Annotated in this window: 1 protein-coding gene and 1 pseudogene; one reads left to right on the top strand and one right to left on the bottom strand. The window is 61.9% G+C overall.

The genetic code is table 11. The annotated features are described in order from the left end of the window. Window positions 1-838: pseudogene (locus EOA28_RS36175) on the bottom strand (AEC family transporter); the annotation flags it as partial. 211 nt (window positions 839-1,049) lie between these two features. Between EOA28_RS36175 and hspQ the strand changes: the two are divergent. Beyond that, the coding region (hspQ, locus tag EOA28_RS36170; protein WP_189342393.1) for a heat shock protein HspQ at window positions 1,050-1,253 on the top strand (204 nt) is incomplete at its 3' end.

Genomic DNA, 1,253 nt, shown 5'->3' with positions numbered 1-1,253 from the left:
TCGTATTGCTGCGCGATCACGAAGACATTGGTCGCCGTCGGCAGTGCCGCCAGCAGCATCGCTGAGAAGACCCAGGTCGGCGAGAAATTGCCGATCCAGCTCAGCACGACATAGCAGAGCAGCGGATGGACGATCAGCTTCAACCCGGCAATCAATGCCAGCTCGTGCGGCACGCGGTTGAGCGGCCTCAGCGCCAGCGTGACGCCCATGGCGAACAGGGCGCAAGGCGCGGCCGCGCGGGCGAGATAATCCAGGAAACGATCGACAGGCAGCGGCGGGTGGGACTCCACATAAGCGGCGGCGACACCAAGGGCGGTCGCGATGATGAAGGGGTGCAGCACGATCTTCTTCGCGACGCCGAGCGCGAGTTGGAGCGGCGGCGCCTTCTCCTTGCCCGACAGCGCCATCATCATCGGCGCGACCGTGAAATGCAGGATGTTCTCGAAGCAGAAGATCAGCGCCACGGGGACCGCCGCCTGCTGAACGCCGGCAAGGCAAGACCCGGCCCCATATAGCCGATGTTGCCGTACGCCGCGGCAAGGGCGGTGATCGTCGCGGCCGCGATGCCGCTGCGGGAGGCGAAAATCGACCAGGCGAACATCAGCGTGAAGACGACATAGGTGGCGATGAGCGAGCCAAGGATGAAGCTCCATTCCGTCAACCGCTCGAACGGCGTCCTGGCGAGCAGTTGGAAGAACAGCGCCGGCAGCGCGACATAGACGATGAAAATGTTCATCCAGCCGAGCGCCTCCAGCGGCTGCCGGGTGATGCGCGCCACCAGGAAACCGATGAAGATCATGCCGAAGAAGGGAAGGACGAGACCGATGACGTCAGACATTTTTCGCTCAGGCGGGAAAACTCCCGCGCGGGCTAGCCCGTTGCTTCGCCCGGGGTCAAGGACTTGGCTATTGAATTGCGGCGGCGCCTGCGCCAAATAGGCCCAGTCGAAAGTCGGAGTCGATTTTTGGCTCCGTGATGTGTAAATTCAAGGTCTTAGGCGCCCTGTGCGCGGCCACGAAAGGCGCCTCGGAACCTGAGTGGTGAATGCGATGAAAACGGCCAAATTCTCGATCGGGCAAGTGGTTCGCCACAGGCTGTTTCCGTTTCGCGGCGTGATCTTCGACGTCGATCCCGAATTCGCCAACACCGACGAATGGTACGAAGCCATTCCGGCCGACGTGCGGCCGCGCAAGGACCAGCCTTTCTACCATCTTCTGGCGGAAAATTCGGAGACCGAGTACATCGCCTATGTG

The organism is Mesorhizobium sp. M2A.F.Ca.ET.067.02.1.1, from assembly GCF_004023285.1.
Taxonomy (GTDB): Bacteria; Pseudomonadota; Alphaproteobacteria; order Rhizobiales; family Rhizobiaceae; genus Mesorhizobium.
Note: the sequence above shows the minus strand (reverse complement) of the source record. Positions and strands in the feature narration are given on the sequence as shown.